Origin of the sequence: Mycolicibacterium sp. 624, assembly GCF_040548615.1 — a bacterium.
Classification (GTDB): Bacteria; Actinomycetota; Actinomycetes; order Mycobacteriales; family Mycobacteriaceae; genus Mycobacterium.
Genome location: NZ_JBEPRZ010000001.1, coordinates 1,492,556 through 1,519,372 on the forward strand (window position 1 = coordinate 1,492,556; position 26,817 = coordinate 1,519,372).

General features: G+C 66.0%; 18 protein-coding genes. 14 read left to right on the forward strand and 4 right to left on the reverse strand.

Features of this window, described 5'->3' with window-relative positions; genetic code table 11:
* Positions 1-47 precede the first annotated feature (47 nt).
* From ABIA65_RS07050 to ABIA65_RS07075, 6 genes are all read left to right on the forward strand, one after another.
* Positions 48-1,010 carry a bifunctional MaoC family dehydratase N-terminal/OB-fold nucleic acid binding domain-containing protein gene (locus ABIA65_RS07050; RefSeq protein WP_354523050.1) on the forward strand — a complete coding sequence of 321 codons (963 nt, stop codon included), beginning with the start codon at positions 48-50 and terminating at the stop codon, positions 1,008-1,010.
* Positions 1,007-1,405 carry a MaoC family dehydratase gene (locus ABIA65_RS07055; RefSeq protein ID WP_371746940.1) on the forward strand — a complete coding sequence of 133 codons (399 nt, stop codon included), beginning with the start codon at positions 1,007-1,009 and terminating at the stop codon, positions 1,403-1,405. Before ABIA65_RS07050 ends, ABIA65_RS07055 begins: the two co-directional genes overlap by 4 nt.
* The gene (gene ltp2, locus ABIA65_RS07060; RefSeq protein WP_241402936.1) at positions 1,405-2,571 is read left to right on the forward strand and encodes a 17-hydroxy-3-oxo-4-pregnene-20-carboxyl-CoA lyase; all 1,167 of its coding nucleotides are present in this window, start codon (positions 1,405-1,407) and stop codon (positions 2,569-2,571) included. The genes ABIA65_RS07055 and ltp2 overlap by 1 nt, the downstream gene beginning before the upstream one ends.
* Positions 2,572-2,700: 129 nt before the next feature.
* A complete protein-coding gene (locus ABIA65_RS07065) occupies positions 2,701-3,816 on the forward strand; it encodes a hypothetical protein (protein ID WP_354523051.1) in 1,116 nt (371 codons plus the stop codon).
* A gap of 62 nt (positions 3,817-3,878) precedes the next feature.
* Positions 3,879-4,601, forward strand: coding sequence for a PE domain-containing protein (locus ABIA65_RS07070; protein ID WP_354523052.1), 723 nt, complete (start codon positions 3,879-3,881; stop codon positions 4,599-4,601).
* A gap of 200 nt (positions 4,602-4,801) precedes the next feature.
* The gene (locus ABIA65_RS07075) at positions 4,802-5,737 is read left to right on the forward strand and encodes a hypothetical protein (protein ID WP_354523053.1); all 936 of its coding nucleotides are present in this window, start codon (positions 4,802-4,804) and stop codon (positions 5,735-5,737) included.
* A 107-nt stretch (positions 5,738-5,844) separates the two neighbouring features.
* Here ABIA65_RS07075 and ABIA65_RS07080 read toward each other — a convergent pair whose 3' ends face one another.
* The 3 genes from ABIA65_RS07080 to kstD all read right to left on the reverse strand — a co-directional run bounded on the left by ABIA65_RS07080 (position 5,845) and on the right by kstD (position 9,774).
* Positions 5,845-6,825 (reverse strand): MPT63 family protein, encoded by a 981-nt coding sequence (locus ABIA65_RS07080; RefSeq protein ID WP_354523054.1) that lies wholly within the window; start codon positions 6,823-6,825, stop codon positions 5,845-5,847.
* Positions 6,826-7,228: 403 nt separating this feature from the next.
* Positions 7,229-8,089, reverse strand: coding sequence for an enoyl-CoA hydratase ChsH3 (chsH3, locus tag ABIA65_RS07085; RefSeq protein WP_354523055.1), 861 nt, complete (start codon positions 8,087-8,089; stop codon positions 7,229-7,231).
* 2 nt (positions 8,090-8,091) lie between these two features.
* The gene (kstD, locus tag ABIA65_RS07090; protein WP_241402942.1) at positions 8,092-9,774 is read right to left on the reverse strand and encodes a 3-oxosteroid 1-dehydrogenase; all 1,683 of its coding nucleotides are present in this window, start codon (positions 9,772-9,774) and stop codon (positions 8,092-8,094) included.
* Positions 9,775-9,845: 71 nt separating this feature from the next.
* Between kstD and ABIA65_RS07095 the strand changes: the two genes are divergently transcribed.
* From ABIA65_RS07095 to ABIA65_RS07120, 6 genes are all read left to right on the forward strand, one after another.
* Positions 9,846-10,631, forward strand: coding sequence for a 2-keto-4-pentenoate hydratase (locus ABIA65_RS07095; RefSeq protein ID WP_241402943.1), 786 nt, complete (start codon positions 9,846-9,848; stop codon positions 10,629-10,631).
* Positions 10,632-10,655: 24 nt separating this feature from the next.
* A complete protein-coding gene (locus ABIA65_RS07100; RefSeq protein ID WP_241402944.1) occupies positions 10,656-11,576 on the forward strand; it encodes an acetaldehyde dehydrogenase (acetylating) in 921 nt (306 codons plus the stop codon).
* Entirely contained in the window at positions 11,573-12,634 is a 1,062-nt protein-coding gene (gene dmpG, locus ABIA65_RS07105; protein ID WP_241402945.1) for a 4-hydroxy-2-oxovalerate aldolase, read from the forward strand. Before ABIA65_RS07100 ends, dmpG begins: the two co-directional genes overlap by 4 nt.
* Positions 12,635-12,869: 235 nt before the next feature.
* Positions 12,870-13,295 carry a heme-binding protein gene (locus tag ABIA65_RS07110; protein WP_241402946.1) on the forward strand — a complete coding sequence of 142 codons (426 nt, stop codon included), beginning with the start codon at positions 12,870-12,872 and terminating at the stop codon, positions 13,293-13,295.
* 202 nt (positions 13,296-13,497) lie between these two features.
* Positions 13,498-14,868: a hypothetical protein gene (locus ABIA65_RS07115; protein ID WP_354523056.1), complete on the forward strand. Its 1,371-nt coding sequence runs from the start codon at positions 13,498-13,500 to the stop codon at positions 14,866-14,868.
* Between the two features lie 50 nt (positions 14,869-14,918).
* Positions 14,919-17,006 carry a RecQ family ATP-dependent DNA helicase gene (locus ABIA65_RS07120; protein WP_241402948.1) on the forward strand — a complete coding sequence of 696 codons (2,088 nt, stop codon included), beginning with the start codon at positions 14,919-14,921 and terminating at the stop codon, positions 17,004-17,006.
* A gap of 336 nt (positions 17,007-17,342) precedes the next feature.
* Here ABIA65_RS07120 and ABIA65_RS07125 read toward each other — a convergent pair whose 3' ends face one another.
* A complete protein-coding gene (locus tag ABIA65_RS07125) occupies positions 17,343-17,846 on the reverse strand; it encodes a DUF2505 domain-containing protein (RefSeq protein WP_241402949.1) in 504 nt (167 codons plus the stop codon).
* Between the two features lie 196 nt (positions 17,847-18,042).
* On the opposite strand from ABIA65_RS07125, the gene ABIA65_RS07130 reads away from it, so the two are divergent.
* Both ABIA65_RS07130 and ABIA65_RS07135 read left to right on the forward strand, forming a co-directional pair.
* On the forward strand, positions 18,043-18,267 hold the full coding sequence (locus ABIA65_RS07130) for an MbtH family protein (RefSeq protein WP_241402950.1): 225 nt from the start codon (positions 18,043-18,045) through the stop codon (positions 18,265-18,267).
* Positions 18,268-18,320: 53 nt separating this feature from the next.
* Positions 18,321-26,817: non-ribosomal peptide synthetase (locus ABIA65_RS07135; protein WP_354523057.1), on the forward strand; the 8,497-nt coding region annotated here is incomplete at its 3' end.

Consider the following 26,817-nt stretch of genomic DNA (forward strand, 5'->3'; position numbering starts at 1 on the left):
GAGCCGAGGACACCGATGAGCGCTTGCGCGAAGAGCCGAGGAGACAAATGAGCGCCGTCGACGACATCAAGGCCGCGGCCGAGCGGGTCAAGGCCGAGGGCAAGAGCAAACCGCGGGTCGGCAGGCACCCGGTCAATCAACCGATGGTCGACCACTGGCTCGACGCGATCGGTGACAAGAACCCCATCTACGTCGACGAGTCCGCCGCCAAGGCGGCCGGTCACCCCGGGGTCGTGGCACCGCCCGCCATGATCCAGGTGTGGACGATGATGGGTCTCGGCGGCGTCAGGCCCGACGACGATCCGCTGGGCAAGATTCTCGAGTTGTTCGATGACGCGGGCTATGTCGGTGTCGTGGCGACCAACTGTGAGCAGACCTACCACCGCTATCTGCGTCCCGGCGAGGAAGTCAGCGTCGCCGCGGAATTGACCGACGTGGTCGGCCCGAAGCGGACCGCATTGGGTGAGGCGTTCTTCATCACACAGCGCATCACCTGGTCGGTCGGCGACGAGGATGTCGCCGAGATGATGTGGCGCATCATGAAGTTCATTCCGGCTGACCGCGAGCAGGCGCCGTCGTCAGTGCCTGACGACCTTGATGCCGATTCCGCCATGCGTCCGGCGTCCTCCAAGGACACCAAGTTCTTCTGGGACGGCGTCAACGCGCACGAACTGCGTGTCCAGAAACGCGAGGACGGCTCGCTGCAGCATCCGCCGGTGCCGGCGCTCTGGCTCGACAAGGAGCGGGAGACCGACTACGTCGTCGCCTCCGGCAAGGGCAGCGTGTTCAGTTTCGTGGTGCACCACGCGCCGAAGGTGCCGGGTCGCACGCCCCCGTTCGTCATAGCCCTCGTCGAACTCGAAGAGGGTGTGCGCATGCTCGGTGAGCTCCGCAATGTCGAGCCCTCCACCGTGGAGATCGGAATGCCCGTCCGCGCAATGTATATCGACTTCCCGGCCAACGACGTCGGGCCAGCTTGGACCAACTACGCATGGGAGCCGGACCTGTGAGCGCACCCGTCATCGAGATCGGCACCACGCTGCCCGAACTCAAGCTGTACGGCGACCCGACGTTCATCGTGTCGACCGCGATCGCCACGCGCGACTATCAGGACGTGCACCACGACCGGGACAAGGCTCAGGCCAAGGGTTCCAAGGACATCTTCGTCAACATCCTCACCGACACCGGTCTGGTGCAGCGCTACATCACGGACTGGGCGGGCCCGTCGGCGGTCATCAAGACCATCGGCCTGCGGCTCGGGGTGCCGTGGTACGCCTATGACACCGTGACGTTCGCCGGGGAGGTCACCGCGGTGGAGGACGGTGTGATCACGTTGAAGATCGTGGGCAGCAACAGCCTTGGCGATCACGTCATCGCCAACGCGACCCTGACGGTGGGTGTCTGATGGGAGAGCTCTCCGGCAAGGCGGCGATCGTCGGGATCGGCGCCACCGACTTCTCGAAGAACTCCGGGCGCAGCGAGTTGCGACTGGCCGCCGAGGCGGTCCTCGACGCTCTCGACGACGCCGGTCTGACACCCGCTGACGTCGACGGTATGACGACGTTCACGATGGACACCAATACCGAGGTCGCCGTCGCGCGGGCCACCGGTATCGGGGACCTGAAGTTCTTCTCCAAGATTCACCATGGCGGCGGCGCGGCGTGTGCCACCGTGCAGCAGGCGGCTGTCGCGGTGGCCACCGGTGTCGCGGATTGCGTTGTGGCATACCGGGCTTTCAATGAACGCTCCGGCATGCGGTTCGGCCAGGTGCAGATGCGGCTGGTGGAGAACGCCGACTCAACCGGTGTCGACAACTCGTTCTCCTACCCGCACGGTCTCTCAACGCCGGCAGCGCAGGTCGCGATGATCGCCAAGCGCTACATGCATCTCTCCGGAGCCACCAGCAGGGATTTCGGTGCGATCTCGGTGGCGGACCGCAAGCACGCCGCGAACAATCCCAAGGCGTACTTCTATGAGAAGCCGATCACCATCGAGGAGCATCAGGCCTCGCGGTGGATCGCCGAACCGCTCCGACTGCTGGACTGCTGCCAGGAGACCGACGGCGGTGTCGCGCTCGTCATCGTCTCGGCCGAACGGGCCAAGGACCTGAAGAATCGGCCGGCAATCATCGAGGCGGCCGCCCAGGGGGCGAGCCCGGACCAGTATTCGATGGTGAGCTACTACCGTCCCGAACTCGACGGCCTGCCCGAGATGGGGTTGGTGGGTAAGCAACTCTGGTCCCAGTCTGGCCTGAAGCCCACTGACATCCAGACCGCGATCCTCTACGACCACTTCACGCCGTTCACCCTGATCCAGTTGGAGGAGTTGGGCTTCTGCGGGTGGGGTGAGGCCAAGGACTTCATCGCCGACGGTGCCATTGAGATCGGCGGCAGGTTGCCCATCAACACCCACGGCGGGCAACTGGGCGAGGCCTACATCCACGGAATGAACGGCATCGCCGAGGGTGTTCGCCAGCTGCGCGGAACGTCGGTCAACCCGGTCCCGGACGTCGAGCATGTCCTGGTCACGGCGGGTACGGGCGTGCCCACCTCGGGACTCATCCTCGGCTGAGGTCCCGCACGCTCGACACCGACTCGGCGATTCGGGCGCCCTGGCAACCTGAGATTGCCGCCTTCGAACTGCGTGCTGCGGCGGTACTGTCTAGAACGACACTCGGACACGCGTAAGGGGAGCCGCGTCATGGGACTCCAGCAGGATGTCAGCCCGTACGGGTCGCAGACGGTTATGGGACCTGGTTGGCCCAACGTCGACGAGGACGCGCTCGCGGCTTCGGCGGCCCAGTACGAGGCGTTGGCAGCAAAGCTGACCGGATCGGTCGTACCGCTGCAGCAGAGCCAGTTGATGTCGCTCTCGGACAGCTGGAAGGGCGGGGGAGCGGTCGCCGCGGCCGGTGAGGCCACCACGATCATCGGTGGGCACGAGGCCAATGCCGCCCAGGCGGCGTCGATCGCGCTGAAGCTGCGCAGTATGGAGGTCACCGTTGCGCGGACGAAGGCGCTGGTCAACGCGACGGCGATGGAGACGCAGCGGGAATGCGAGGCCATCCAGGCGATGCCTATCAGCAACACCGCGGAACTGATCCAGAGCCGGCTGAAGATGGGCCTGGCGCAGAACACCGCCTACGTCAACGCCAACACCGCTGAACTCGCCAACGGCCTCGGGGTGTCTCCCACCCTTCCGCCGACCGGAGCCCCGACCGCGCCGATGCAACAGGGCGCCGACAAAGCGGCCAAGGCGGGTGAGGAAGCCGGTGGGATGGGCTCGGAGCAGGGCATGCAGATGATGATGCAGATGGCCTCGATGGGCGCTCAACTGCCGCAGCAGATCGGCGGGATGCTGACGCAGGCCCCGCAACAACTCATGCAGCCACTGCAGCAGTTGGCACAGCCGCTGCAACAGCTGACATCGATGTTCGGCGGCAAGGGGGGTTCCGGCGGCTCCGGGGCCATGCCCTTCTCGTCGTTCTCCAACCACCCGTTGGCCGGCGGATCGGGCGCGGGCTCCGGCGGCGGCATGGTCAAGGCGGCGTCGTTGCCGGGTTCCGGCGGTATCGGGGCGCAGACCCCGATGATGGCGAGTCTGATGGGCACCTCCCTGGACGCCTCCGCCATGCGCGCCGGTGCGGGCGGTGGCGCGGTTGGCGGTCTGGCCCCCGTCGCTGCCGGGGGCATGGGTGGCGGCATGGGCATGATGCCGCACCGCGGGGAGTCCGGCGGTGGCTCCTCCTCGTCGCTGGCGGCGCCTGCGGCTCTCGAGTACGACCTGGCCGAGGACGACGTCGACGATGACTGGTGAACGACGATGACTGGTGAACGACGATGCGCCACAGGCGAATCGATCAGAGGAGTTGAGCGCTGATGTCAACGTTCGAGAAGCCCCAGGGGATCAGCTGGGACCCAGCCTCGGTGGAGCTTCCCCCCGTGCCGATGTTGCCGCCCGGGCAGGACGCCATGAGCATGACGATTTCCGCTCTGCTTCCCATGCTCGCCGCTCCGCTACAGGCGAGTATCGCCTCGTTGCAGGCGAAGGAGACGATGTTCTCCGGCAAGTTGGGTGCAGCTCAGGCGGCCTATGAGGGTGCCGACGAGTCCGGAGGTCAGTCGGTCGGACAGCTGAGCAGCATGCTCGGCCAGATGGGTCAGATGGGTCAGCAGGCGGGCCAGGCCGGTCAGGGTGCGGGCGGCGGCTCCGGCATGTTCGGCCAGATGATGCAGCAGGCCATGCAGGCCGCGCAGGGTATCGGTCAGCAGGGCGGTGGCTCACAAGGCGGCGGATCTCCGCAGGGCGGCGCCCCGCAGGGCGGTGGTGCACCCGCCTCGATGGGCCAGGGGCAGGGTCCGGCAGGGGCTCCCGCACAGGCGCCGCGCGAGGAGAACCCGGGTGACAGGCAGGAGCGCACCGAGGCTCGCGAAGATCGCGAGGAGCGGCGCGATGACGTGGGTGAACGGCCCCCGACCGAACAGGGACCCGTAGGCGCATCGGGACCTGAACCCGGGAGCCACGGAGTGGGTCCCGCCCCCGTCGAGTCATCGCAGCCGCCGCGTCACAGCGGCGAGGACGACCTCGCGCGCCGGATGTAGCGCCACTGCGGAGACGCGTTCTGCGCGCGACCCGCGCCAGGCGCCTTCAACTATTACCCTCAGTACCGCGGCCCGGCTAGGTTCGGGCCGTAGTAATGCAGCCCGGCCCGCGCCGGGATGTGCCAGGAGGGCCCCATTCACCACCCGGGGGCGGATTGCAGGAGTTGTGAAGTGATGGCGAGCCATACCGAGGTGCGGGTGTGACGGTGCCCCCACCATCGGATCCGCGCCAGCCAGACTCGCTGGAATCGGATGAGGACAACCCCAACAGCGACGTCCACGAAGAGACCGGCCACGAAGACACCGGACCCTTGCGCATTCCCGCGGAACCGCCTGTCGAGCAACCTGATTGGGAGGTCGTGGAGGACGAGTGGCATGCCGAGTCGGGGGTTGACCAGCTGCCCCCCGACTTACTCACTCCAGACCCCGTACCGGATTTCGGCCACTGCGTAGAGCATCCGTCGCGACCCATCCGTCGCTTCGAGCCGCACGACGATGGCCCGTGGTCGGGTGAGTTTGCGCCGCCACCGCCTCCGGTGATCCCGCGCCAGGTGCCGATCCGGGTCAAGCCCAATATCCCCGTGCGCCCCATCGCGATCGCGGCCGCGGTCGTCGTGATCCTGGGCGGACTTGGTTTCTGGATGTTCGGCTCGTCCGACGACGATGCATCGCCGGCGGAGCCGACGACCACGACGTCGGCAGCACCGGTCGCCGACGCCCGGGAGCGACTGCGCGCGCTGCTGCCCCCTGGCTACTCCGATGCCGCCTGCGAGCCCGTTGCGACCCCGAAGGGCGCTGTGGCCAAGTTCGGCTGCGAGCGCAACCTCGATGAGGGCGGCCCTCCGTTGGCGACCTACACGCTGGTCCCCGACAAGGCGTCGCTCAAGGCCGCGTTCGACGACATCATCAAGGGGTCCAACGTCGTTGTCTGCCCGGGCTCGATCCAGTCACCCGGCCCCTGGCGGCGAAATGCCACCCCTCAGAAGGTCGCGGGCACGCTGTTCTGCGGATACCAACGGGACCTCCCGCTCGTGGCGTGGACCGACGACGCCGAACTGTTGGTCAGTGCGATCCGCGGCGACGAGAAGGGGCCGACGCTGCCCCAGCTCTACACCTGGTGGACATCGCACTCCTGATCCGTGCCGATATCGGTCTTGATATGACGGGCCCATATGACGATGGCCGCCGACCTGCCCGGAGGCAGATCGGCGGCCACTGACGTGTCGTATCGCGTCGACGAGGATCAGCTCGGCGGCGGCACCACCACAGTGGTGGTGGGTGCGGCCGAGGCCGGCGTGCCGTGCGACACGGGTGCATCCGACTGGGCTGGAACCTCTTGAGCTGCAGCGGGAACCGGTGCGGGCTCACCCTGTGTGCCCGCCGGAAGCGGTGTGCCCTGGCTGCCTGCGGGGACCGGTGCGCCCTCGGCGGCCGGGACGGCTGCGGGTACGCCAGCGGTGGCGGGCGTGCCCTCGGCGGCCGGGACAGCTGCGGCGGCCGGCGTGCCCTCGGCGGCCGGGGCGGCCTCCGCCAGCGGAGTTCCCGAGCTGCCCGCAGGAAGCGGCGCGCCGGGAACGGTACCGGCGCTCGCGGGAAGCGGAGCGCCCTCGGTCACAGTACTCGGCTCGACGATCGTGCCTTCGGGCTTGGTCTCGACCGAGGCGGGCGAGGCTGCCGGGGTCGACGCGGTCTGGCCGCCCCGCGTGGACGGTGAGGACTGGGTGGGCTGCGGAGCCGGAGGCGTCCACACCAGCAAGTCATTGCCACCTGCGTTGTACACCACGCTGTCCGGCTGTGCGCCGGTCACGTCGAAGTAGATCTTGCCGCTGGTCTCCTGGCCCTGGGACAGAGTCGACGGGTTGACACCCTCGGGGGTGGCGACACCGAACAACGCCCGGTAGGTCTGGCCGTCCTTCGCGCGCGCATTGAAGTTCGACACGAAGGGAGTGGCGCCGCCCTGGATGGCCTGGTCGGTGGCGGTGACCTCCCAAAGGGTGCCGGCCGCCTGGTACGGAATGACGTCGGTGCTCTGCTTGAGGCCCGTCACGGTCCAGCCCTGAACGACGTTGCCCTCCACCAACTTGCCCTGGGAACCGATCGGTTGGGTGGTGGGGGCTGCTGCGGCGGCACCCTCTGCGGCTACCTCTGCGGCGGCGATGCCCGCGCCGGCGACGCCGATCGCACCTGCGGCGACCGCAGCGGCGGCCAACTTGGTTATCGTCATGGTGTACTTCACGGTTTCGTGCCCTCCTGAATCGTTTCGTCAATCATTTCGACTGGCGTCATCCCCCGACGGGAATGGTCACGTCAGTCGAAACTAGCAGCTCGACGCCGTCGGCTTGGGGGTACTCGTGAGTCGGTTGGGTACACCACAAGCCAGTGCGCGACAGCCCAATACCCAGTTGGCTTTCGGCCAAAACATCGTTCGAGGTATTGGTAATTGATGCTGCGCGAATTCATCGCAAAGGCGGGGCGGCATCGGTGACCAGCGCGAACGGGAGGATCTCTCGAATTCGTCGACGGCAGCAAGAGCCGCTGAATTCGCCAGCGCACCCCAGGTCACCGTCGGTTACTGCGATCGCGGAGCCATCGCCGCAAGACTCGAGGTTAGTTCAAATCCCGCAGAGCTAAGCGGGAATCAACTCGACGCCGGCGAGTGCCACCGCGTCATCGCGTTCGGGTGCGGTGACGACCGCCTGGAAGCCATCGCCCGCCCTCCAGATGCTCACCTTGAGTGTCTCGCCCGGGAACACGACACCCGCGAACCGGGCGCCGTAGGTTCCCACCCGCGACGTGTCACCGTCGAGGAGCAGATCGGTCATGGCCTTGGCGGTCATGCCGTAAGTGCAGAGGCCGTGCAGGATTGGCCTTGGGAATCCCGCCGCCGAGGCGAACGCCGGATCGGAGTGCAGGGGATTGCGGTCTCCGCACATCCGGTACAGCAGCGCCTGCTGCGGTGAGACCGGGATGGTCAGCTCGAAGTCCGGTGCCCGCGCAGGAGGTTCCGATGACGTCGACGGCCCGCGCTCGCCGCCGAAGTCGCCCTCGCCGCGAGCGAAGATGGACCGCTTCTGGGTCCACAACACAGCCCCCTCGGGTGATTTCACCGTCGTCTCCGACCAGATCACCGCGGCCTTGCCCTTGTCCCAGATGTCGGTGAACCGGGTCACGGCGATACCCGTTCCCGACGCCGGGATGGGACCCGGAACCGTCACGGCCTCGCTGCCGTGCAGCACCCTGCTCAGCTCGATGTCGATGCCCGGGAACTTAACCGCCGGAGGCTCTGTCATGTGGAAGCTCTGTGCAACGTTGCCGAACGTCGGAAGCACCTGCGGCTTGTCGTCGATCAGGTAGCGCAACTCGCGTGGATCCATGGGATCCGAGCCTGCACCGAGGCCGAGGTGGTAGAGCTGCACATCGCTACTAGTCCAAGAGAATTCGGCCGGGGGCAGCTCCGCACCCAATGCAACGTCGAGGTCGATTGGCACCGTTACTCCTTGCCTGCGAGGTGAAGCGCCGCCAGATATCCGAAGGCCATCGCGGGCCCAATCGTGCCGCCGGGCCCAGGATAGGTATGGCCCATCACCGGCGAACTTACGTTGCCCGCAGCGTACAACCCCTCGATGATCGAGTCGTCGTCTCGTAGCGCACGGCCGTGCACATCGGTGCGGACGCCGCCCTTGGTGCCCAGATCGCCCGGCACCATCTTCGCCGCGTAGTACGGGCCGTGGCTGATCTCGCCGAGGTTCGGGTTGGGCTTGTTGGTCGGATCGCCGTAGTAGCGGTCATAGGCGCTCTCGCCGCGCTTGAAGTCCTCGTCGACACCGCTGCGGGCGAAGCCGTTGAACCGCTCCACGGTCGCCTTGAAGGCGTCGGTGGGCAGCCCGGTCTTCTCGGCGAGCTCCTCGAGGGTGTCGGCCTTGACGATGACACCGGACTCCAGCCACTTCTTCGGAATCCGTTGGCCGGGCTGAAGTCCGGCGAAGATGAACCGATCGCGGTACTGCTGGTCGAACACCAACCAGGCCGGGATGTTCTCACCCGGTCCGGGACCCTGGCCGTGCTCGCCGCCGTACATGTGGTGGCACGCCTCGACGTACGGCATGGACTCGTTCATGAAGCGCTTGCCCGCCATGTTCACGATGATCGAGCCGGGGGAGTTGCGCTCGGACAGGGCGAACCACGGTGAGTCCACGAGCGGGACCGTCGGACCCCACCAGGCGTCCTCCATGATCTCCAGTGCCGCACCGAGTTTCTCGGCCGCCAGGATGCCGTCACCGGTGTTGGCCACCGCGCCGACGGTCCACTCGGTGGTGATCGGGGCGCGCTGGTACTTCACCCGCATCTGCTCGTTGTGCTCGAAGCCGCCGCTACCGAGGATGACGCCGCGGCGGGCCTTGATCAATTGGGGCTCAGCGCTTTCGGGGCCATTCGTGTCGCGTACGTAGATACCCTTGACGACGCCGTTCTCGACGTAGAGGTCGGTCAGGGCGGTGTTCAGGAGGACCGGCACGCCCGCCTTCTGCAGCCCGACGCGCAGCGGCGCGATGAGCGCACGGCCCATGCCGACCAGGTTCTTGCCGGTGGCCTTCGCCCACGTCGCCCTGATTCCGACCTTGAGGCTGCGGGCCAGCCCACGGGGGTGGCGCTTGAGCTGGTTGAGCCGGACGTAGTCCTGCTGCATCACGACCATGTTCATCGGGACCTTGCCGTACGGCGGCTCCAGGCCCTTCTCGTCGGGACCGAGCTTGCGCGCGTTGAACGGCTTGGGTTCGACCGACCTGCCGGTGGGCTTGCCGCCCGCCGTCTCGGGGTAGTAGTCGGAGTACCCGGGCACCCAGCACAGCTTGAGCGGCGAGTGCTTCAGCACGAACGACAGCATCTCGGGTCCGCGATCGAGATAGGTGTCGATCTTCTCCGCCGGGACGGCGTCACCGATGATCGTGTGCAGGTAGGTACGTGCGGCTTCAGCGGTGTCCTTGACCCCGTCTCGCTGCAGAATCTCATTGTTTGGGATCCACACACCGCCACCTGACCGCGCAGTGGAACCTCCGTAGTGCGGGGCCTTCTCAACGACTACTGTCGAGAGTCCCTGGTGGGCGGCGGTGAGGGCAGCGACCATGCCGGCCGCGCCACTGCCGACCACGACGACGTCGTACTCCTGCTCAGTCATGTAGAACACGTTATAGAATTGCCCGGCCGACCCACAACTGTGCCGGTCGAACAAACGAGGGGACTTCACGAATGCTGTCCTTTGAGGTGCGCGACGAGCTGGCCGCCGAGCTGGCCCAGGCCGAGCGCAGCAAGGTGCCCATGAAACCGTTGACCGACGGGGTTCCTGGTATCGACGTCGTCGACGCCTACGAGATCCAGCTCATCAACATCCGGCAGCGGGTCGCCGAGGGCGCCCGCGTCATCGGCCACAAGGTGGGCCTGTCATCCGAGGCGATGCAGAAGATGATGAACGTCGACGAGCCCGACTACGGTCACCTGCTCGACGACATGGAGGTCTTCGAGGACGTCCCGGTCAAGGCGGGCCGCTTCCTCTATCCACGGGTCGAGGTCGAAGTCGGGTTCATTCTGGCCGACGACCTCCCGGGTGAGGGCTGCACCGAGGACGACGTGCTGGCCGCGACCGCCGCGTTCGCGCCGTCCATCGAGTTGATCGACACCCGGATCACCGACTGGAAGATCAAGTTGTGCGACACCATCGCCGACAACGCCTCGTCGGCGGGCTGGGTGCTGGGCAAGGAGCGCGTGTCGCCCAAGGACATCGACATCCGCAATATCGACGCCGTACTGAAGTGCAACGGTGAGGTCGTCGCCGAGGGGCGAAGTGACGCCGTGCTGGGTAATCCCGTGACCGCCGTGGCGTGGTTGGCCCGCAAGGTCGATCAATTCGGGGTGCGTCTGAAGGCCGGCGACATCGTGTTGCCGGGGTCGTGCACGCGTGCGATAGATGCACGTCCTGGTGACAATTTCGTGGCAGATTTCAACGGACTGGGTTCAGTTCGTCTTTCATTCGAGTGATGTTTCGAGTTTAGGAGCCGAACAATGGCTGATAAAGCATCTGTGGCGATCGTGGGGTCGGGCAACATCAGCACCGATCTGTTGTACAAGTTGCTGCGTTCGGAGTGGCTCGAGCCGCGTTGGATGATCGGCATCGACCCGGAGAGCGAGGGCCTGGCCCGGGCGCGCAAGCTGGGCCTGGAGACCAGTCACGAGGGTGTGGACTGGCTGTTGGGTCTGGACGAGAGGCCCGACATGGTGTTCGAGGCCACCAGCGCCTACGTTCACCGCGCCGCCGCGCCGCGGTACGAGGAGGCGGGCATCCGGGCCATCGACCTGACCCCTGCCGCCGTCGGCCCCGGCGTGATCCCGCCCGCGAATCTGCGTGCGCACCTGGATGCGCCGAACGTCAACATGGTCACCTGCGGTGGGCAGGCCACCATCCCCATGGTCTACGCGGTCAGCCGCGTCGTGGACGTGCCCTACGCCGAGATCGTGGCGTCAGTGTCGTCGGCGTCGGCGGGTCCGGGCACGCGGGCCAACATCGACGAGTTCACCAAGACCACGAGCAAGGGCGTCGAGGAGATCGGTGGTGCCGCTCGTGGCAAGGCGATCATCATCCTCAACCCCGCCGAACCGCCGATGATCATGCGCGACACCATCTTCTGCGCCATTCCAGAGGACGCAGATCAGGACGCGATCACCCGGTCGATCAAGGAGGTGGTGGCCGAGGTGCAGACCTACGTGCCCGGCTACCGGTTACTCAACGAGCCGCAGTTCGACCCACCGTCGGTGCACTCGGGTGGCTACGCGCTGGTCACGACGTTCGTCGAAGTGGAGGGTGCGGGTGACTACCTGCCGCCCTACGCTGGAAACCTGGACATCATGACCGCCGCGGCGACCAAGGTCGGCGAGGAGATCGCCAAGGAACGGGTTACCGCCGCAACCGCTGGAGGCCAGGCATGAGCATCAGCGAAGAGATCTTCTTCAACCCCGTCTGGGACGTGCGGATGACCGATACGTCGTTGCGCGACGGTAGTCATCACAAGCGTCACCAGTTCACCAAGGACGAGGTGCAGTCCATCGTCGCGGCGCTGGACGCCGCCGGCGTCCCGGTCATCGAGGTCACCCACGGTGATGGCCTCGGTGGGTCGAGCTTCAACTACGGCTTCTCCAAGACGCCCGAGCAGGAACTGATCAAGCTGGCCGCCGAGACGGCCAAGGAATCCAAGATCGCCTTCCTGATGCTGCCCGGTTTGGGTACCAAGGACGACATCAAGGAAGCCCAGAACAACGGCGGGTCGATCTGCCGGATCGCCACACACTGCACCGAGGCCGATGTCTCGATCCAGCACTTCGGCCTCGCGCGTGAACTCGGGCTGGAGACCGTGGGCTTCCTGATGATGTCCCACACCATTGCGCCGGAGAAGCTGGCCGCGCAGGCCCGCATCATGGCCGATGCGGGATGCCAGTGCGTTTACGTCGTGGACTCGGCGGGTGCCCTGGTGCTCGAAGGCGTGACCGACCGGGTCGCCGCGTTGGTCGCCGAACTCGGGTCGGATGCGCAGGTTGGCTTCCACGGCCACGAGAACCTGGGTCTGGGCGTGGCCAACAGCGTGGCGGCCGTGCGGGCGGGAGCCAAGCAGATCGACGGCAGCACTCGCCGGTTCGGCGCCGGTGCGGGCAACGCGCCGGTGGAGGCCATGATCGGGGTGTTCGACAAGATCGGCGTCAAGACCGGTATCGACTTCTTCGAGATCGCCGACGCCGCCGAGGACGTGGTTCGCCCTGCGATGCCCGCCGAGTGCCTGCTGGATCGCAATGCGCTGATCATGGGCTATTCCGGGGTGTACTCCAGCTTCCTCAAGCACGCCATCCGCCAGTCCGAGCGCTACGGCGTTCCGGCGCATCAACTGCTGCACCGTGCCGGTCAGCGCAAGCTCATCGGTGGCCAGGAAGACCAGCTCATCGACATCGCGCTGGAGATCAAGCGCGAGCAAGAGGCCGCAGCCACGGCTGGGTAGCCGTTGTTCGGTGCAAATCCTGTGCCGAGTGTGAATCTGACGACGCTCCGATAGGTAATCGCGTCGCCAGATTCACACTCGGGATGAAAAACTTTCGACTCCCTGACACGCGAGCTGACCTGGGCGGACGCTTCCTCGTCCGCGCCGGGTCGGGTGTGCCGTGGTTTAGCCGACCCCGGTTCACGGTTAGGCCTAGGTCTGCGATCACCGCATCGCAGACCGAAGGGAGGGTCGAATGACCCAGTACAAGATGACCGAAACGACCGTGCGACGCGGCCTGTACGGCATGCTCGCCGGCGGCCTGCTCAGTGGCATCGCATCCGCAGCCATCGCCATGCCGATGGCCAATGCCGAGCCCACCGAGCCCGCGCAGCCCACCGCCGGTTCGTGCTCCGTGAGCGATATGGCCACGACACAGAGTTCCGTGTCTGCGCTGATGAGCACATACCTGCAGGCTCACCCTGAGACCGACCAGGAACTCTCGGACATCGCCAAGCAGCCGGTGTCCCAGGCCACGCAGTCCTACCGCGCCTACTTTGCGGAGAACTCGCAGGTGGCCGATGAGTTGCGGGATATCCAGCAGCCGGTGACGGACCTGGCCAGCCAGTGCGGCACCCAGGTGACACCGAATTTGGTCACCGACGCACTGAAGACCGCCTAGTCGCTGACCGCATGTCCTGAGTGAGTTCAGGAAGAGCCCACCGCGTCGATCCCTCTAGACGCGGTGGGCTCTTTCGTGTCCGGACACAGGACGGTGAGATGGCAGCGTTTTCAATTAGCTGTTTGGCGTTTCCGCCTTGACCGGGCAGGGGTTGATAGTGTTCCCTGGTGTCATGTCACAACACCGTCGGCCTGGTAAGTCCATGTTAAAGACCGTTTGCCGCTCCGGCAGTGTTGGGATCGCCACGGTTGGTGCAGGAGCGTTGCTGCTGGGTGGGCACGGGGCACTCGCGGCCGAGCCCGGCCAGGGCGCCATGCCGGAGGTTCAGACCACGGCGAACGCCAGCTTCTACCGCCTCTTCCCGTGGGCGGTCGCGCCGTCGCCGTCGACGAGCACCACGGGTGCTGCGGCCGTGTCGGCAGTCGTCACCGATGCCGCCGCCGGCGTGCGGGGCGCCCTGCAGACCGTCAACCAGCTCGGTCCGATCAAGTTCAACCTGGACTCGCTGAGGTCGCTCAGCGCCAGTGGACCACCGCCCGGCAGCACCGCCGGCACGGCCAACTACACCCAGATGGATCAGTGGATGGCCGGCGTCACCGGATTGATCAGCAGCACCGGCGCGCTGGGCTTCACAGACAACGCTGTGTCCTACGACCCCTACGTGGCCACCCACGCCGGCGTCCTGCAGATGGCCAACCGAGTCGGCCCGTTCGTCTTCGACCTCAACGTGCTCAAGGCCATCGGCTTCACTCAGGCCCCGACCGGCCAGGCCGGTGTGAACGGTCAGCCGGACAACTTCAGCTCGGTGGACATCGGGCGGTGGACGGCCGGAATTCCCGGAGTGTTCACCAATTCCGGTACCACGGGCTTCGTCACCTACCAGGACTTCGCCAACGGACCCTTCTACGACTACCGCGTCGGTGGCCTGCACACCGTCACCCAGATCGGTCCGATGACCTTCGAATTCAAATTCCTGCCGTACGTCAAGACCGGTCTCCTCCTCCCGCCCACCCTCTCCTTCGGACTGGCGCCCGGCATGACGGCCGCCAACACTCCGTTCGCGCTCTTCACCCCGCCGACACCCGGGGTGGTCCAGCCCAATGGCGGACTTCCGGTTCCACCAGCCGTTGCGGCACCGGCACCGGCACCGGCACCGGCACCGGCACCGGCACCGGCGGCTGTCGCTGCAGAGCCGGAGCCTGCTGCAGCGCCCGAGCCCGCTGCGCCAGCTGAGCGCGCCGCGACCAGCAGCGACGCGTTGGCGCAGGACTCCGTTGAGGAGACCTCGGCGCCCGAGACCACCCAGATCTCCGCCAAGAAGCCTGCGACCGTGATACCCGGCGTCAACGGGGCCCCGCTGGCCAAGCCGCCGACGACCGCGAAAACCGGTGCGTCGGGGAGTAACCCGTTCAAGCCGATCAAGGACATGATCACCAACGGAATCGGCGCCATCACCGGTAAGCGCCCGACGGCAGCACCCAGCGACACCGCCACGTCAGGCGCTCAGGGCTCGGACGGCGGATCCAATGGGGGTTCGGGGTCCGGCGGCGGCACGGACTCCGGAGCCGAGTGACTTGAGCTGCCCGTTCTGATCCCGTCGGACCGAGCGGGCAGGATGGCCTCATGGCGACCCGCGAACAGGCTCAGACCCTCCTCGAGCAGTTGGCCGGGCCACAGGCGACACTGCGAGACGACCAGTGGACGGCCATCGAGGCGCTCGTCGTGCACGGTCGCCAGGCGCTCGTCGTCCAGCGCACCGGCTGGGGCAAGTCCGCGGTCTACTTCATCGCCGCGAAGCTCCTCCGTGCTCAGGGGCGCGGCCCGACGGTCATCGTGTCGCCGCTGTTGGCACTCATGCGCAACCAGGTCGTCGCCGCTGAGCGGGCCGGTGTGCGCGCGGCGACGATCAACTCGAGCAATGTCGCCGACTGGCAGGATGTGCATCGCGCCGTCGGGGCGGGTGAGCTGGACGTGCTGCTGGTCAGCCCGGAACGGCTGAACAACCCGGACTTCCGCGACCAGGTGCTTCCGGAGTTGGCGCGTGACGCGGGCCTTGTCGTGATCGACGAGGCGCACTGCGTGTCGGACTGGGGTCACGACTTCCGGCCCGACTACCGGCGCATTCGCACGCTGATCGGAGAGCTGGGCAGCGGCATACCGGTGTTGGCGACCACCGCCACGGCCAATGACCGAGTGGTCGAGGATGTCCGAAGCCAGCTCGGTGTCGGCGGGCGCGACACCCTGGTACTGCGTGGTGGCCTGGATCGCGAGTCGCTGAGGCTGGCCGTCGTGAAGGCGGGCAACCCCGCGCAGCGTGCGGCATGGCTTGCCGCGCACATGGAGTCGCTGCCGGGTTCTGGAATCATCTACACGCTGACGGTGGCGCAGGCCAACGATGTCGCGGCCATGCTGCGCGACCGTGGGCACGCGGTTGCCTCCTACACCGGTGCCACCGAGGCGGCCGAACGCGAACAGCTGGAATCCGATCTCCTCGACAACAGGGTCAAGGCGCTGGTGGCCACGTCCGCGTTGGGCATGGGCTTCGACAAGCCAGACCTCGGCTTCGTCGTGCACCTCGGCGCGCCGCCATCACCGATCGCCTACTACCAGCAGGTGGGCCGTGCTGGCCGTTCCACCGAGAGCGCTGAGGTCGTGCTGTTGCCCGGTGCCGAGGACCGTGACGTCTGGCGCTTCTTCGCCTCGGTGGCGTTCCCGTCCGAGGCCATGGTGCGCAACGTTATTCGTGCACTGGAGCCTGACCGGGCACAGTCCACTCCTGCGCTCGAGCCCCTGGTCGACATGGGCAGGACGCGGTTGGAGATGGTGCTGAAGGTGCTCGACGTCGACGGTGCTGTGCGTCGTGTGAAGGGCGGCTGGATCAGCACCGGCGAGTCTTGGGACTACGACGAGGACCGCTATCGCAGGCTCGACGAGGCGCGCACCAGGGAGCAGCAGGCGATGCTCGACTACCTGGACACAGATGAGTGCCGGATGACGTTCCTGCGCAGCCAGCTCAACGATCCCGAACTCGCAGCCGACGATCGCTGCGGCAGGTGTGACAACTGTGCCGGCGCGCACTACGACTCACACGTGGACCCGTCCGCCGCGGAGGACACACGGGCGCGGTTGATGCGTCCCGGTGTCGACGTCACGCCGCGCAAGCAGTGGCCATCAGGTCTGAGCAAGCTCGGAGTCACGTTGAGCGGCAAGATCTCCGACGGTCCCGCCTCGGGCCGGGTGATCGGCAGGATGACGGATCTGGGCTGGGGTGCGCGCCTGCGCCAGGTGCTCGATGAGCCCGACGCCGACGTTCCCGACGACGTGGTGCGCGCCGCGGTGGGCGTGCTTGCTGCGTGGAAATGGGAGACCAGGCCGACGGCGGTCATGGGACTGGACTCCGAACGGCACCCGAAGCTCATTGCCTCGCTGACACGGCGGCTGGCGGAGGTGGGCCGGCTCGAGCATCTGGGCGTGCTGCGCTACGGCATGGAGCGCAGACCCGTTACCGCAGCCAACTCCGCCTACCGAGTTGCCGCCCTCAATGGCTCGTGGGATCCGCCGGACACCGGCCTGCTTGCGACGCTCGAGGGGCCGGTGCTGCTGGTCGACGATCTGATCGATACCGGTTGGACCATGACAATGGCGACGCGTGTGCTGCGCCAGGCCGGCGCAACCGAGGTCCTGCCATTCGCTGTGGCGGCGGTCAGCTAGCGCAGACTTCGGCGCGAAAGGTGTTTGCGGACGCAAAGTATGTAGCGATCTGAACTGTGCGATTCATCCGCGCCTAGTTAGACATGCTTGGCTAACGACTGCGTTTTGTGTGGCGCCTGACTTTTGTTAATCAAGGGCCTTACCCGCGCTCAATCGAATTTGCTGGTACTCGAGGTGCTCTGCGCAGCGCCAGCCCTCGCAGGGCTGTCGCATGTCCAGCCGGATCGGAGCACGCAGGCGACGTCTCTGGGCGGGGTCGCATCGGGTGTCCTGTGATATCGGAACAACTGTGAACCCGCAGCGAGGTTTGCGGCCGCAGGCCGTCGGCGCCGACACTCAGACGCGCTCCTGGATCCACGCCGTCGTGAAGCGCTGCATGGCGGAGATGTTCTGAACCAACAGGCGGCCCATGATGCCCTCAACCGCACCGCCGATCATGGGGACCCTAAACTGAACGGTGGCTGTGCATTTCATGTGCGATCCGTTCGGAGTCGGTGCCAGCAGAGCCGTGCCGGCCCCGGACCCCGGCGCTCCGTCAGGTACCACGCTGACCTGCCCGCGAACCCGGCCGTCACCGATCGGGCTCCATGTCTCGTTCTGCACAACCCGCCATTCGCGGGGAAAGAACTTTGCGGCCGGTCCCGGGAGCTTGTCGTGGTGCATCTCCTTGACGACGACCGCCGTCACGGCGCCATCGGAGTCGACGGTCAACGAGTCCAGGCTGCCGAGGCCGCCGAAAGTCTCCAGCCGCGCCAGCCAGTAGGCCCTCTCTCCGAACGCGTGGTGGATTTGCTCGACGGTGGCCGGCGAGTTGACCGAGAAGTCGAATGACCGCGACACAGCAACAGCGTATTCCTGGATTGACGATTTCTACACCCCCGCTGAAAGAAGTCGATATGCTGACATGCTGCAATAGAAGCGTCATAGCTGGGTGGGGCCGCGGGGGCGGACAGCGTGATGCAGGGCATTGGGGGCAATCGCCTTGTATCCGGGAGCGCTGGTCGATTTCAAGGTCCACCCAAGGGGGGAGGACCGCGTGAGTATCAATCCGTTCGACGATGAAAATGGAACCTTTGTCGTCTTGGTCAATGACGAGGAGCAACACAGCCTCTGGCCGACCTTCGCCGATGTGCCTGACGGCTGGAGGCAGGTCTATGGGGAAGCAGACCGCGCTGCGTGTTTGGACTACATCGAACAGAACTGGCCCGATATCCGGCCGAAGAGTCTGCGCGAGAGGCTGGCCCGAGGGCCAGCGGTCTAACAGGTAATGGCCATGGGGGGCATGGTTAGTACATATCGCGGTGGGGGAGCCCGATGCAGGTTGACGACTGGACACTGCCTGTAACACGTGCACAGCTAGATATCTGGCTGGCGCAGGAAACTGCTCACTCGGGCACGGGGTGGCAGCTCGGCTTGTTCGTGAGGATCGATGGTGCGGTAGAACGAGATGCCCTGGAATGGGCCATCCGTCGAGTGATACAAGAGGCAGAGCCGGTCAGGGCCGCGTTCTCCGAGGTGGATGGCCAGGTCTTCCAGAGGGTGCTTGACCACCCGGATGTCGAGTTGGTCTTCCACGACCTGACCGGTTCTCGCGATCCCATGCAGGAAGCCCGCGAGGTGGCGTCCTCGATTCAACGCACGCTCATGCCATTGACCGGTCCCCTGTTCAAATTTGCACTGTTCCAGACGCAAGCCGAGGAATTCTGTCTGTTCGCGTGCTGCCACCACATCGTCCTGGATGGATCCGGTATTGCGCTGGTTGGCCATCGGATTGCATCTGTCTACTCGGCGGTCGTCGCTGGTGCACCCATTGACCCTGCATTGTTCGGCTCGCTGTCTGACCTGGTTGACTGCGAATCGGAGTACGAGGCGTCCGCTGAGTATCTCGAGGATCAGGGGTATTGGAGTCGAAACCTTCCCCAGGAAGACGCACCAGATCGGCCGACCGCCGCCGCGGGCGACAGTGACTCGTTCTGGCCGTCAGCGCCGGTGCAACTGGATCCGGTGGTCCTTCGCGGGGCCGAGGAGTTGTCTGAAGCATGGAACGTCCCTCGATCAGCGGTCCTCACCGCCGCGTGCGCACTCCTGGTGCGTGGCTGGCGAGCCGAGGGCTCAGAGGTAGTACTCGACTTCCCCGTCAGCCGGCGTGTGCACCCCGCGCTGAAGACACTTCCCGGAATGGTGGCGGGGGTTGTCCCACTGGTGATTTCGGTGCCGCCGGAATCCTCGGTTGCGAGTTTCTGTCAGCACGTCGACAGCCGGATACGGGAAGCCCTTCTGCATCAACGCTTCCCGGTTCACGCACTTGAACGCAGAGTCGATTCCCACGGACCTGGCTGGCTCGCCAATCGGGTCAACGTCAACTTTCTGCCATCCACATTCACCTTGGACTTCGGTGGTGCGGCGGCGACGGCGGAATTGACCAATGCCGGAATGGTGGGTGGCTTCGGGCTGATCTTCTCGGGCGCCGGCAGTCAGCTCTTTCTCAGCACCATGGGCACCGGGCAACCGTTCTCGAACTTTGAGGTCTCGGATTTGGCGAGACGGTTTGAGCGGGTGTTGGAGTCGATGGTGGTGGATCCGGGGCGGTTGTTGTCGTCGGTGGATGTGCTCGACGGGGCTGAGCGTGAGTGCTTGGACGGGCTCGGTCATCGTGCGGTGTTGACCGAGTCGGTGGCGGGGGTGTCGATTCCGGCGTTGTTCGCGGCGCAGGTTCTGCACGCACCGGATGCGGTGGCGGTCAGTTGTGCGGGTGCCTCGTTGTCGTATCGGGAGTTGGACGAGGCCTCGAATCGACTGGCGCACTTGTTGGTGGGGTTGGGTGCGGGGCCGGGTCGGTGTGTGGCCCTGTTGTTGAATCGGTCGGTTGAGGCGATCGTGTCGATTCTGGCGGTGTTGAAGTCTGGTGCGGCGTATCTGCCGATTGATCCGGCTCATCCGGATGCGCGGGTGCAGTTCATGCTCGCTGACGCGGCGCCGGTCGCGGCGATCACCTCGGCGGGTTTGGCGCATCGTTTGGCTGGGTGTGGGGTGGTGGTCGTTGATGTCGGGGATCGGCGTATCGGGGGGTGTCCCAGTAGTGGGTTGCCGGGTCCGGCTGCTGATGATGTCGCGCATGTCATCTACACGTCGGGGACCACGGGTGTGCCCAAGGGTGTTGCGGTCACCCATCAGAATGTGACTCGGCTCTTCGAGGGTCTTGATGTGGGTGTGGTGTTGGGTCCGGGGCAGGTGTGGGCGCAGTGTTCGTCGTTGGCCTTTGACTTCTCGGTGTGGGAGATCTGGGGTGCGCTGCTGCATGGGGGCCGGTTGGTGGTGGTGCCCGAGGATCTGACGCGCTCCCCGCAGGATCTACAGGCCCTTCTCACACGTGAGCGGGTCAGTGTGTTGAGCCAGACCCCGTCGGCGGTGGGGATGCTCTGCCCGGATGGGTTGGAGTCGGCGGCGTTGATGGTGGCCGCCGAACCGTGCCCGCTCGATGTGGTGGACCGGTGGGCGCCGGGTCGGGTGATGATCAACGGGTACGGGCCGACGGAGACCACGGTGTATGCCACGATCAGCGCCCCGTTGGCTCCTGGTGCGGGTGTGGTGCCGATCGGATTGCCGGTGCCGGGTGCGGCGTTGTTTGTGCTGGATGGCTGGTTGCGGGAGGTGCCGGTCGGGGTGGTCGGTGAGTTGTATGTGGCCGGTCGCGGTGTCGGGGTGGGTTATGTGCGGCGCCCGTCGTTGACGGGTTCACGGTTTGTGGCCTGCCCGTTCGCGTCGGGTGCCCGGATGTATCGGACCGGGGATCTGGTGTCCTGGGGTGCCGATGGGCAGTTGCGCTATGCCGGCCGTGCTGATGAGCAGGTCAAGATCCGCGGTTACCGCATCGAGCTCGGGGAGATTCAAACAGCTCTGGCTGATCTGGAGGGTGTGGCGCAGGCGGTGGTGACCGTTCGGGAGGATCAGCCCGGCGACTTACGTCTCGTCGGCTACGTCACCGAGTCGGTCACTGGCACTGTGGATTCGGCGACGATACGCGCGGCACTGGCCGAGCGGCTTCCGGCTTATATGGTGCCCGCGGCCGTGGTGAGTCTGGAGGCCCTGCCGTTGACGGTCAACGGCAAGCTCGACAAGAAGGCGTTGCCGGCACCGGAGTACATCGATGTCGACCGGTACCGTGCTCCGAGCACTGCGACCGAGGAGATCCTGGCCGGCATCTACGCCCGGGTTCTGGGCCTGGAGCGGGTCGGGGTCGATGACTCCTTCTTCGACCTGGGTGGGGACTCCCTGTCGGCGATGCGTCTGATTGCCGCGGTCAACACCAGCTTGGACGCCGACCTCGCGGTGCGCACCCTGTTCGACACACCCACCGTGGCCCAACTGGCACCACACATCAGCGCGGGCTCGGGTGGGCGTGAACCACTGACAGCCCAACAGCGACCCGCGGTCATCCCATTGTCGTATGCCCAACAACGGATGTGGTTCCTCAATCGGTTCGAGGATGGGGTCGCGACCTACAACATGCCCACCGCATTCCGAATCGGCGGGGCGCTGGACGTGGCGGCGCTGGATGCGGCGCTCGATGATGTGATCGCCCGGCACGAGAGTCTTCGCACCATCTTCCCCAACGTCGACGGTGTGCCATTGCAGAAGGTGTTGCCCGCCGAGCCGGGGATGTGGCGGCGCGGTGGCGCGGCGCTGGTATCGATCCCGGAGAATGACGTGGCCGGCGCGTTGATCTCGTTGGCGGAGTATCGGTTTGACCTGTCGACAGAGATCCCAGTGCGGGCCCAGATCTATCAGGTGGCACCCGCGCAGTATGTGCTGGGGATCGTGTTGCACCATATCGCCTTCGACGGTTGGTCACTGGCCCCGATGGTTCGAGATGTGGCGGAGGCCTATCGGGCCCGTGGACAGGGCCTGGCCCCGAGTTGGGCGCCGCTACCGGTGCAGTACGCCGATTACACGTTGTGGCAACAGAATTGGCTGGGGTCAGAGTCTGATCCAGCCAGTGTTATCGGCGGTCAGTTGGCCTACTGGCGGCAGGAGTTGGCCGGGCTGCCCGAGGTGGTGTCGATACCGACGGATCGCCCCCGTCCCCCGGTGCCGAGTTATCGCGGCGACGGGGTGGAGCTTCGCATCGATCCGCAGGTATGGGCGGGGGTCAAGGCGCTGGCGGCGGAGCACAACGCGACGGCCTCGATGGTTTTGCAGGCCGTGGTGGCGGTGCTGATGCATCGGGTCGGGGTCGGTGACGACGTGGCGATGGGCACGGCGATCGCGGGGCGGATGGATCAGGCACTCGACGAGCTGGTCGGATTCTTCGTCAACACCTGGGTGCTGCGCGTGGCAGTCAACTCCACACTGCGTTTCAGCGAGGTTCTCGAGCAGGTGCGGCACAAAGCGCTGGATGCCTACAGCAATCAGGATGTGCCGTTCGAGTTGCTGGTCGAGCAGCTGAATCCAACGCGTTCCGCGTCGCACCATCCGCTGTTCCAAGTGGCCACGACCCTGCAAAACAATGTGCGCCCCGAGGTTGCACTGGACGGGGCCAATGTCGAGTCGGTGGAGGTGGGAACTCGCACCGCGAAGTTCGACCTGGACATCCAGCTGAGAGAGGTCCCGGCCGAGGATTCTGGGGCGCCATTCGCGTTGCGGGAGAGGCCCGGTGAGGATGCCGGGGCTGCGATGGCTGCCGGGGTGGTGACCTATGCCACGGATTTGTTCGATCGGTCGACCGTTGAGCGGTTGGTGGGCTGGTTCGGCCAGGTGGTTGAGGCGGTGGTGGCTGATTCGTCGGTGGTGGTGGGTGAGGTGGCGTTGCTGGATCGCGGTGAGCGTGATCTGGTGTTGGAGAAGTGGTCTGGTGCGCAGGTGGTGGCGCCGGTGGGGTGGGGGCCGCAGTTGTTGGCGGCGGCGGTGGCTGCTGATCCGGATGCGGTGGCGGTTGTTGATGGGGTGCGGCAGTGGTCCTATCGCGAGCTTGATGAGGCGTCGAATCGGTTGGCGCGGTTGTTGATTGAGATTGGTGTGGGTCCTGAGCGCGCGGTGGGCGTGGCGATGGGTCGGTGTGCGGAGTTGGTGTTGGCGTGGTGGGCGGTGCTCAAGGCTGGCGGGGTGTATGTGCCGGTGGATCGGGGGCATCCGGTCGAGCGGATTGCCACGGTGTTGCATGCTGTCGAGGCCGTGTGTGTGTTGAGCTGTGGGGCCGATGCGGTGGACGGGGCTGGGGCGCGGCCGCTGCTGCGTGTTGATGGGTTGGATCTGTCGGGGCGCTCGGCGAGTCCGATCATCGATGCTGAGCGGTTGGCTCCGGTGGGGGTGCAGGATGCGGCGTATGTGATCTTCACGTCGGGGTCCACCGGGACACCGAAGGGGGTGGCGGTCAGCCACGCCGGACTACTTGCCGAGGCCGCAGCACATCGGGAAGTGTTTGGCTTGGGTGCGGATTCGCGAGTGCTGATGGTGGCCGCCCCGACATTTGATGCGTCGGTGTTCGAGTGGTTGTTGGCGGTGGCGTCCGGGGCAGCGTTGGTGGTCGCTCCGCCGGAATCGTATGCCGGCGAGGCGCTGACCGCGCTGGTGCAGGAACAACGTGTCACAGCGGCATTGTTGACTCCGACGGTGCTGGCGACGGTGGACAGGGCTCGGCTCGACGGACGGCTGGGCACGCTCATCACGGGCGGGGAGGCTTGCCCGGCGGAGTTGGTGACCGCCTGGGCGCCGGGTCGGCGGATGTTCAACGCCTACGGCCCCACCGAGGTCACCATCTGGGCGACGTGGAGTGCGCTGACAGCGGGGCAGCCTGTCGGCATCGGTGCTCCGATCGCGGGAGTGAGCGCGCTGGTGCTGGATGCGCGGCTGAACCCGGCGGCGGTCGGCGTGGTCGGTGAGCTGTATCTGGGTGGGCCAGTGGTGGCGCGCGGTTATGTGGGCCGCGCGGAGCTGACCGCGGATCGGTTCGTGGCCAACCCCTATGGCGCAGCGCAGGAACCCGGAGCACGGATGTATCGCACCGGCGACCTCGTCCGCTGGAGTGCCCAGGGGCAGCTGGAGTATCTGGGTCGCGCCGATGCCCAGATCAAACTGCGCGGTCTGCGCATCGAGTTGGGCGAGGTCGAGAACACCCTGCTGGCCTGCCCGCTGGTCACCCGGGCCGCGGCGGCGGTGCACCACACCGACACCGTTGACCACCTCATCGCCTACGTCGCACTGGAGCGCACCAGCAGCGCCGATCACGACGCCGAGGTCGTCGAGCAGTGGCAGTACGTCTACGACGAGCTGTACGACGCCGATCTCGAGGAGGCGGAGTTCGGCAGCGACTTCCGCGGCTGGAACAGCAGCTACACCGACCAGCCAATCCCGCTGCACGAGATGCAGGAATGGCGCTCGGCCGCCGTGGAACGGATCATGGCGCTTGGACCGCGGCGGGTGCTCGAGATCGGAGTGGGCTCGGGGCTGTTGATGGCTCACGTTGCCCCGAGGTGTGTGGAGTACTGGGGCACGGACTTCTCCGCGCCGACCATTCAGACTCTGCAGGACGCGGTGGCCGGACAGTCCTGGGGTGACCGGGTGCGGTTGCATGTGCAGCCGGCCGATGTGGTCGAGGGATTGCCCCAGAACCATTTCGACGTGGTGGTCCTCAACTCGGTCGCCCAGTACTTCCCGAGCGCGGACTATCTCGCCGATGTCATCGATAAGGCTGTGGAGCTACTGGCGCCCGGCGGAACAATGTTCCTCGGCGACATCCGCAATCACAGCCTGCAGGGCGCATTCCAAACCGGCATCGCGCTGGCGCACACCACGACCCGCGACGCCGACGAGATCCGACAGCGCGTTCAACGCGCCATGCTTGGTGAGCGCGAACTGATGTTGGCCCCAGAGTTCTTCACCACATGGGTGGCCGGACATCCATCAGCGGCCGGGCTGAGCATCCACGTCAAACGCGGTGACGCTGACAACGAACTCAGCAGGTACCGCTACGACGTCATCATCCACAAGACACCCACGCGAGTGTGCTCATTGGCCTCCGCGCCCATATGGGAATGGACCGACTGCGCGGGTATGAATGGGCTGCACTCCGAGTTGTTGTCACAACGTCCGGGAATCATGCGCGTTCGTGCGATCCCCCGCGCTGGAGTGATCTCCGATGTGCGCCTCGAAGAAGCCCTGGCCACCGGCCTGCCCTTGGCGGAGGCGCGCACCCATGCCAATGCCGCCGAACTCACCGACACCGCCACGCCCGAGCAGCTGCACCGCCTCGGCGAGTCCATTGGATATCACGTCGCGGTCACCTGGGGAGCTCAGCCCGGCACGCTGGACGCCGTCTTCATCGCCCCAACCGACGATGCGCACAGCCCGGCGCTGACCGACCTCTACCTACCAATTCGTGGGGCTCAGCAGCGCAGCGCCTATGCCAATGACCCCGACACCAACAACAAGGTCGGCGCGGTGCGGCAGTGGTTGAGTGCGCGATTGCCGGAGTACATGGTGCCGGCTCAGATCCTGGTGCTCGACGAGTTCCCGTTGACCACCTCGGGAAAGATCGACCGAAAGTCCCTCCCCGAACCGGTGTTCGCGGCCACCCCCTTCCGTATGCCGCAGACCCCGACCGAGAAGACCGTCGCCGAGGTGTTCGCCGAGGTGCTCGGGCTTGAGCAGGTCGGCCTCGACGACGACTTCTTCGCCCTGGGTGGGGATTCGTTGATAGCCATCCGGGTCACCGCACGATTGCAGTCGGCACTGGGGCGGGACGTGCCGGTGCGGTATCTCTTCGACGCTCCGACTGTCGCGAACCTCGCCGACTACCTGGAGCGGAATCAAGGCGATGTGGCGCGCCCTGCCTTGCGGGCAATGCCACGCCCGCCGCAGATCCCGTTGTCGTACGCCCAGCAGCGGTTGTGGTTCCTGGAGCAGTTGCAGGGTCCGTCCCCGATCTACAACATGGCGGTGGCGTTGCGGCTGAGTGGCGGCCTGGATGCGGGAGCGCTCGGCACGGCGCTAAAGGATCTGGTGGTCCGCCATGAGAGCCTGCGGACCGTGTACTCCGCGGTTGACGGGGTACCTCAGCAGCTGGTGATGCCCGCAGAGCAGGCAGATCTTGGCTGGCAGGTTGTTGATGCCAGCGGCTGGTCGGTGGGCCGCCTGGAGAATGCCGTCGGCGCGGTGGCGCAGCACAGTTTTGATCTGGCCAACGAGATCCCGTTGCGGGCAACTCTTTTCCGCGTTGGCGCCGATGAGCACGTGTTGGTGGCCGTCGTCCATCACATCGCCGCCGACGGCTGGTCGGTAACTCCCCTGGTCGCTGATCTGGGGATGGCCTATGCCAGCCGCTGTGGCGGACAGGTCCCGGACTGGCAGCCGTTACCGGTGCAGTACGTGGACTACACGCTGTGGCAACAGGACTGGTTGGGATCAGAGTCTGATCCCGACAGTGTGATCTCCGCGCAGTTGGCCTATTGGGAACAGTCGCTGACAGGGTTGCCCGAGCGGCTGGAGTTGCCGACTGACCGACCATATCCACCGGTGGCCGACCACCGGGGCGCCAGCGTGGCCGTGGACTGGCCGGCCGAACTTCAGCAGCAGCTCACTCGGCTGGCTCATGAGCACAACGCAACCAGTTCTATGGTGGTGCAGGCAGCGCTGGCGGCGCTGTTGTCGAAGATCAGCGCGAGTTCTGATGTGGCGGTGGGAATTGCGACTGCCGGACGAAATGATCCAGCGCTGGACGAACTTGTGGGGTTCTTCGTCAACACCCTGGTGCTGCGGGTCGATCTGGCTGGGGACCCCACCATCGCCGAGTTGCTGGATCAGGTGCGCCAGCGCA